This is a genomic window from Kitasatospora sp. NPDC024654 (assembly GCF_055559155.1).
In genome coordinates this window covers 1-5,433 of the sequence record NZ_JBVHLF010000181.1, presented here as the reverse complement: position 1 = coordinate 5,433, position 5,433 = coordinate 1, and the positions used below count along the sequence as shown (strand labels likewise).

General features: G+C 68.7%; 5 protein-coding genes. 3 read left to right on the top strand and 2 right to left on the bottom strand.

Going from position 1 to position 5,433, the window contains the following annotated elements; genetic code table 11:
• Window positions 1-141: 141 nt before the first annotated feature.
• The gene (locus ACZ38L_RS38230; protein ID WP_465702540.1) at window positions 142-468 is read right to left on the bottom strand and encodes a transposase; all 327 of its coding nucleotides are present in this window, start codon (window positions 466-468) and stop codon (window positions 142-144) included.
• Between the two features lie 511 nt (window positions 469-979).
• Between ACZ38L_RS38230 and ACZ38L_RS38225 the strand changes: the two genes are divergently transcribed.
• Window positions 980-2,071 carry a vWA domain-containing protein gene (locus ACZ38L_RS38225; protein ID WP_465702538.1) on the top strand — a complete coding sequence of 364 codons (1,092 nt, stop codon included), beginning with the start codon at window positions 980-982 and terminating at the stop codon, window positions 2,069-2,071.
• An 89-nt stretch (window positions 2,072-2,160) separates the two neighbouring features.
• Here ACZ38L_RS38225 and ACZ38L_RS38220 read toward each other — a convergent pair whose 3' ends face one another.
• The gene (locus ACZ38L_RS38220) at window positions 2,161-3,240 is read right to left on the bottom strand and encodes a GlxA family transcriptional regulator (RefSeq protein WP_465702536.1); all 1,080 of its coding nucleotides are present in this window, start codon (window positions 3,238-3,240) and stop codon (window positions 2,161-2,163) included.
• A 154-nt stretch (window positions 3,241-3,394) separates the two neighbouring features.
• On the opposite strand from ACZ38L_RS38220, the gene ACZ38L_RS38215 reads away from it, so the two are divergent.
• Both ACZ38L_RS38215 and ACZ38L_RS38210 read left to right on the top strand, forming a co-directional pair.
• Window positions 3,395-4,117: a DJ-1/PfpI family protein gene (locus ACZ38L_RS38215; RefSeq protein ID WP_465702533.1), complete on the top strand. Its 723-nt coding sequence runs from the start codon at window positions 3,395-3,397 to the stop codon at window positions 4,115-4,117.
• A gap of 451 nt (window positions 4,118-4,568) precedes the next feature.
• Window positions 4,569-5,066 carry a hypothetical protein gene (locus ACZ38L_RS38210; RefSeq protein WP_465702529.1) on the top strand — a complete coding sequence of 166 codons (498 nt, stop codon included), beginning with the start codon at window positions 4,569-4,571 and terminating at the stop codon, window positions 5,064-5,066.
• The last annotated feature ends 367 nt before the right edge of the window (window positions 5,067-5,433 follow it).

Sequence of the window (5,433 nt, the reverse complement as noted above, 5' to 3'; positions counted from 1 at the left end):
CCTCAAGCCGGCGCTCGGCGCGGGCCTCGGCGCCGGCTTGCCATCGGTAGTAGCCCGAGCGGGAGACCTCCAGCACCCGACACAGCCGCTGGACGCCGAACTCGCCGGCGTTGTCGGAGATGAAGTCCCAGCGGCGGGACGTCACTTCATCTCCTTGGCGAAATAGGCGGCTGCCCGGCGCAGGATCTCGCGCTCCAACTGCCATTCCTTCTCCGCCTTGAGGAGACGCGTGTTCTCCGCACGCAGTCGAGCCAGCTCCGCCTCCGCGCTCTCGGCTTGCGGCCCGCCGCCCGGGGTACCCGCCCCCTCGGCCTCACGCACCCACGCACGCAACGTCTCGTGGTTCACGTTCAAGTCGTCGGCGACCGCCTTGAACGACCGCCTGCCCGCCGATGCCCGCCACAACGCGACCGCATCCGCCCTGAACTCCGGACTGTACTTCGAGGGACGTCCCACGTGGATCTTCACCTTCCTGGACCAACGAGATCCATTCTCAGGTGTGTCCACACCGCGGGGGTCACCTCACCTCCTCGGTCGAGGTGTTGCTACGATCAGTTGAATCCGCCCTGGACGCGCTGGTCGCAACGAGGATGCTGTTCACCGGCCTGTCCCTGGCCGTGGGTGGCTGACACCGCGGACTCGGGCCGAGCACCTCACGACCGAGCGGCCACAGCCGCAAGTCCGACAGCACGAAGACCTCAACGTTGACCGCGACGGTTCCAGATGCGGATGTGCGAGTACATCGACGTGCACGTGCGCGTCACGCACTTGTGCCCTCGCGAGAAAGCCGAAGAGCAGGCTCTCGTCCGACCGGCGCCTTCTGGTCGTCCGTCGGTAACCGTCCTCCTGAAGTACGGCGGTCGGCATCCAGGGAGCCCAGGGTCAGAAGGCACTGTCAGTGCCCCGCCGTAGTGTGGAAACAACGTCGGAGGGGGCGCCGGAAAAGGCGTCGAAAGAGCGTTGGAAAAGGGGCGGAAGCATGTCTGCGAACCGGATCAAGCACAAGGTCAACCACGTCTCGCTCGTGGTCGACAAGTCCGGCTCGATGCGCCAGCACGAGGCGCAACTCGTCCGCGTGGTGGACGAGTTCGTGAAGGGCCTGCAGGAGGAGTCCGACCGGCTCGGTCACGAGACCCGCATCAGTCTCTACGCTTTCGATCACGAGGTGCAGAACCTGGTCTGGGACATGGACGTCAAGCACCTGCCATCCCTCCGGGGCCTTTACGAGGTCAACAACGGTGCGACGGCGTTGATCGAGGCGGCCGTGAAGTCCATCGACGACCTGAAGAACATCTGGGAAGGGTACGGGGAACACTCCTTCCTCCAGGTCGTCGTCACCGACGGAGAGGAGAACGCCTCCGGTTTCTCGGAGAGCGGTCAGATGCACACCCGCATGGGCGGCGGTCGGGGCACCGACGTCCTGCGCAGGTGGATGGGCCGCATCCAGGGCGCCATGGACAACCTCCCTGGCCACTGGACCTCGGCGATCCTGGTCCCGAACTCCCTGGCCAAGCGCACCGCTCAGGAGTACGGCTTCCCGGCGGGCAACATCGCGATCTGGGACGCGGATTCCAGCAAGGGCGTCGAGGAGGCCATCGACACCGTCAAGTCGGCCGCCACGAACTTCCTGCGGGGCCGCGAACAGGGCGTGCGCGGTACCAGGAACCTGTTCGCCATGGGCCAGGGTTTGAGCACCGCCGAGGTGAAGGCCAATCTCGATGCCCTGGACACCGGCAAGTACATCCTGATCCCGGTCGACCAGCAGACGCAGATCCGCGAGTTCGTCACCAGCGCCGGGCACCTGTACAAGACCGGCTGCGCCTTCTACGAGCTGTCCAAGCGTGAGAAGGTCCAGGGCAACAAGCAGCTCGCCGTGGCGGAGAAGGACCCGGCCACCGGCCGGATGACGGGCAGGGTGTTCTCGGGCCCGGCGGCCCGTCAGCTCCTCGGTCTGCCGGCGTCGGAGGTCACGGTGAAGCCGGGCGACAACCCGTCGTACACCGTCTTCGTCCAATCGACCTCCGTCAACCGGAAGTTGGTGCCGGGCACCAAGCTGCTCGTCATCCTGTAGCCGGGAACGGCGATCCAGTCATGGATGTGGCGGGAGCGACCCGCTGCCACCCTCGCGGGGCGCGTCCGTCACGAGCGAGCCCGAGGCTGTCAACTGCTCGGCGAGAGGTCCGCCGAGCCCGTGACGCCTGCGGCCGGTGAAGCCCTCCTCGGTCCGGAGACGGGGGCGGGGGCGTTCGGTCGGTCCTCCTGAGGTGGGTGGTGGGCTGTTCGGAAGGCCGCGCGATGGGCAGACGGGGCGCTGGCGTAGCGAGCCTGGAACGCCTGGCGGAGCGTCTCGGTGGAACCGAAGCCGCAGCGGCGTGCCACGGTGGCCAGGGGGAGCGAGGTGGACTCGAGGAGTCGGGCCGCGGCCTCCGTGCGGGCGGTGCGGATGAAGCGGGCCGGTGGTTGGCCGAGTTGGTCGAGGAAGAGCCGGGACAGGTGCCGCTCGCTGACGCCCACCCGGGTGGCGAGGGCCGCGGTGGTGAGGTCGCCGTCGAGGTGGCTGGTGATGTACTGGACGGTCTCGCGAAGAAGTTGGTGGCTGGGCGGCTTGGCCGTGACGAAGATGGACAACTGGGCCTGGTTCCCGGGACGTTGCATGTAGGTGACCAGCCAGCGGGCGATCGAGCGGGCGAGCTCGGGGCCGTGGTCGGCCTCGACGAGGGCCAGGGTGAGATCGAGCGCGCTGGTGACACCGGCGGAGGTGCAGACGTCGCCGTCGATGATGTACAGCGGCCGTGCGTCGACGGTGACCGAGGGGTGGCGGTCGGCCAGGTCGCGGGCGTAGGCCCAGTGCGTGGTCACCCGCCGTCCGTCCAGCAGGCCCGCCGCGGCCAGGATGCTCGAGCCGGTGCAGACGGAGGCCACCCGGCGGCTCCGGGCGGCCAGTTCGGCCACGTGACGGACGAGCCCGGCGTCGTCGGCCGCGGCGGCGTGGCCGGGCCCGCCGACGACCACCACGGTGTCCAGCCTGCCCCGGACGCGTTCGACACCGGTGTGCACCGCGAGGACCAGTCCCCCCGCGGAGTGGATCGGCCGGTTGTTCGGGGAGGCCAGCCGCACTCGGTACGGGGGCTCCGCGCCGAGCCGGTTGGCCGCAGACAGGGTGTCCACGACGCAGGCGATGTCGAGGAGTTCGGCCTGCTCGTAGCCGATCACCAGCACGTGCCGGGCTTCGGTTGTCATGGCTGCCAATCTAGCCGGTCGTGTCCGACGGACGGGGATCACAGGATTCCGGACGCCCCGTCCCGGTGCCGCTTGCCGCTGCGGGCGGGGTCGGAAACGGTGAGGTGACGGCCGATCGGAGCCGTCTCCTCGTCTTCGAGAGTCAGGAGTCGCCATGACCCAGTGGTCTGCCGAGCGGACTGCAGCGCCCGACGTGACGATCGCCTTCGTCGCCTATCCGGGGATCACCGTGCTCGACCTGGTCGGCCCGCTCCAGGTCTGCACCGCGCTGGCGGATCTCACGCCGGGCTACCGCACGGTGGTGCTCGGTGAGCGGATCGAGCCGATGGGCACCGACACCCCGCTGGCCGTGGTGCCCAGTCACACCTTCGACGAAGTCCCCGATCCGGACGTGCTGCTGGTGCCCGGCGGCCTGGTGCCCACGCTCGCCGCGATGGCCGATGAGGAGCTGCTGGGCCGGCTGCGCCGGGCCGCGGCCGGTGCGTCGGTGGTCGGTTCGGTGTGCACCGGCTCGCTGCTGCTGGCCGCGGCCGGGCTGCTGGATGGCTGCCGGGCCACCACGCACTGGCTGTTCCGTGACCTGCTCGTACCGTTCGGCGTGACCCCGGTGGCCGAGCGCTGGGTGGAGGACGGACGGTACGTCACGGCGGCGGGCGTGGCGGCCGGTATCGACATGGCGCTGTACCTGGTCGGCCGGATGGCCGGCGCGGACGTCGCCCGGCGGGTGCAGCTGGTGATCGAGTACGACCCCCAGCCGCCGTTCGGCGGGATCGACTGGGCTGCCGTCGACATCGCGGAGCACGCGCCGTTCAGGCGGCAGGCACTGGTCCGGGCCCTGGGCGACCATCCCGAACTGCTCGCCCGGCTCAGCGGCTGAGCCCCGCGGAGCCAGGACCCCCGCGCCGGCCCCCGCAGCCAACTCGACGGCTGTTCCTTGCTGCTAAAGGGGCATCAACCCGATGGAACCGCCTGAACGTCGCCGCCCCGGACCGGCGGGGAGGGGGCTTCTGGGATAGCCTGTCCACGGCCGCTCTACCGGGTCGGGGCCGTCTTCCCGGTCGAGGACTTCGAGCGGGCGGCGAACCGCTATCTGCGCGGCAATCCGTTCTTCTCCGGATTCCGCCTGGTCGAGCGGCGGTTCGATTCGGTCGAGGACTTCCCGTTGTCGGCCTTCCGGGCGTTCATCAACGACGAGTACACCGAGCGCTCGAACTCCTTCCTGCTGGCATCGATAACCTACGCGGACCGCCCGGACACGCAGGGAATATTCACTGCGTTCCCGATGCCCATGCAGGACGGGTACCGGTGCTTCCGGGATCGCCGAGACGTTGTCCGGGCTGGACGTCGACGCGGACGGTCTCGCGGACTGCGTCCCGGAGACGGTGGGAACCCCGGCCGGCGTCAGGGACGACATACGGCTGCTGCCCTTCGAGACCAGGGAGAGGGCGGTCCCGGCGCCGAAGGTCGACAAGTACCTGGATGACATCAGGCAGCGGTTTCTGGACAGATCGTGCGAGAACCTGATCGTCATCAAGAACGCCCTGTACGAATCGACCCTGACCCTCGGCAACTTTCTGATGGTCCTGCACGTGCCCCGTGAGGACGTTGTCCGGAGCAGTGGGCGGGAGATGCGCATGAACTACCGTGCCCGGCAGGACGAGTTCAACCACTACGTCCGCTCCCTGGAGAGTCCGGACGAGCTCTCCGAGGCAGGCGGCCGGGGCATTCGGGGCATCCACGAACAGCGGCACAGATTCATCGTCAACAATTTTACGGCGACGTGTCCGGGCACGATGGTCCCGACTGTGCTCCGGACCGGGCCCTGATCGTGAAATATCAATGGCACATGCCGAACGTCGTACTGCACACGATGACGGGCGAGGGCGCCGGCGCCGATTGGACGGTCACCATCAGGGGCGATGCCCTCAGGTTCTCCTCGTTCTGAGACCGCGTTTGGACCTCGCCGCCGCCCGGCCCGGCGAGATCCGCGCCGGGCCAAGGGGTGCCGCCGCCCTGGGGCGGTGCGACCGCCGGGGAGCGTGCACATGATCGACGCGGGTACGGCCGCGGGGCCGGGCCTCGATGTTTCATCACGTCGCTGTTGATCGGTGACTGTTTGTCACGGCATGGGAAAGGTGCCCTGCCACCTGCGATGATCCGGCTTGTCTAGGGTCAGATCGTCGGCGGGGTGGG

Excerpts from the sequence above, each read along its gene's own strand:
- ACZ38L_RS38225 (WP_465702538.1), top strand. The coding sequence starts at position 980 with ATGTCTGCGAACCGGATCAAGCACAAGGTCAACCACGTCTCGCTCGTG.
- ACZ38L_RS38220 (WP_465702536.1), bottom strand. The coding sequence starts at position 3,240 with ATGACAACCGAAGCCCGGCACGTGCTGGTGATCGGCTACGAGCAGGCC.
- ACZ38L_RS38215 (WP_465702533.1), top strand. The coding sequence starts at position 3,395 with ATGACCCAGTGGTCTGCCGAGCGGACTGCAGCGCCCGACGTGACGATC.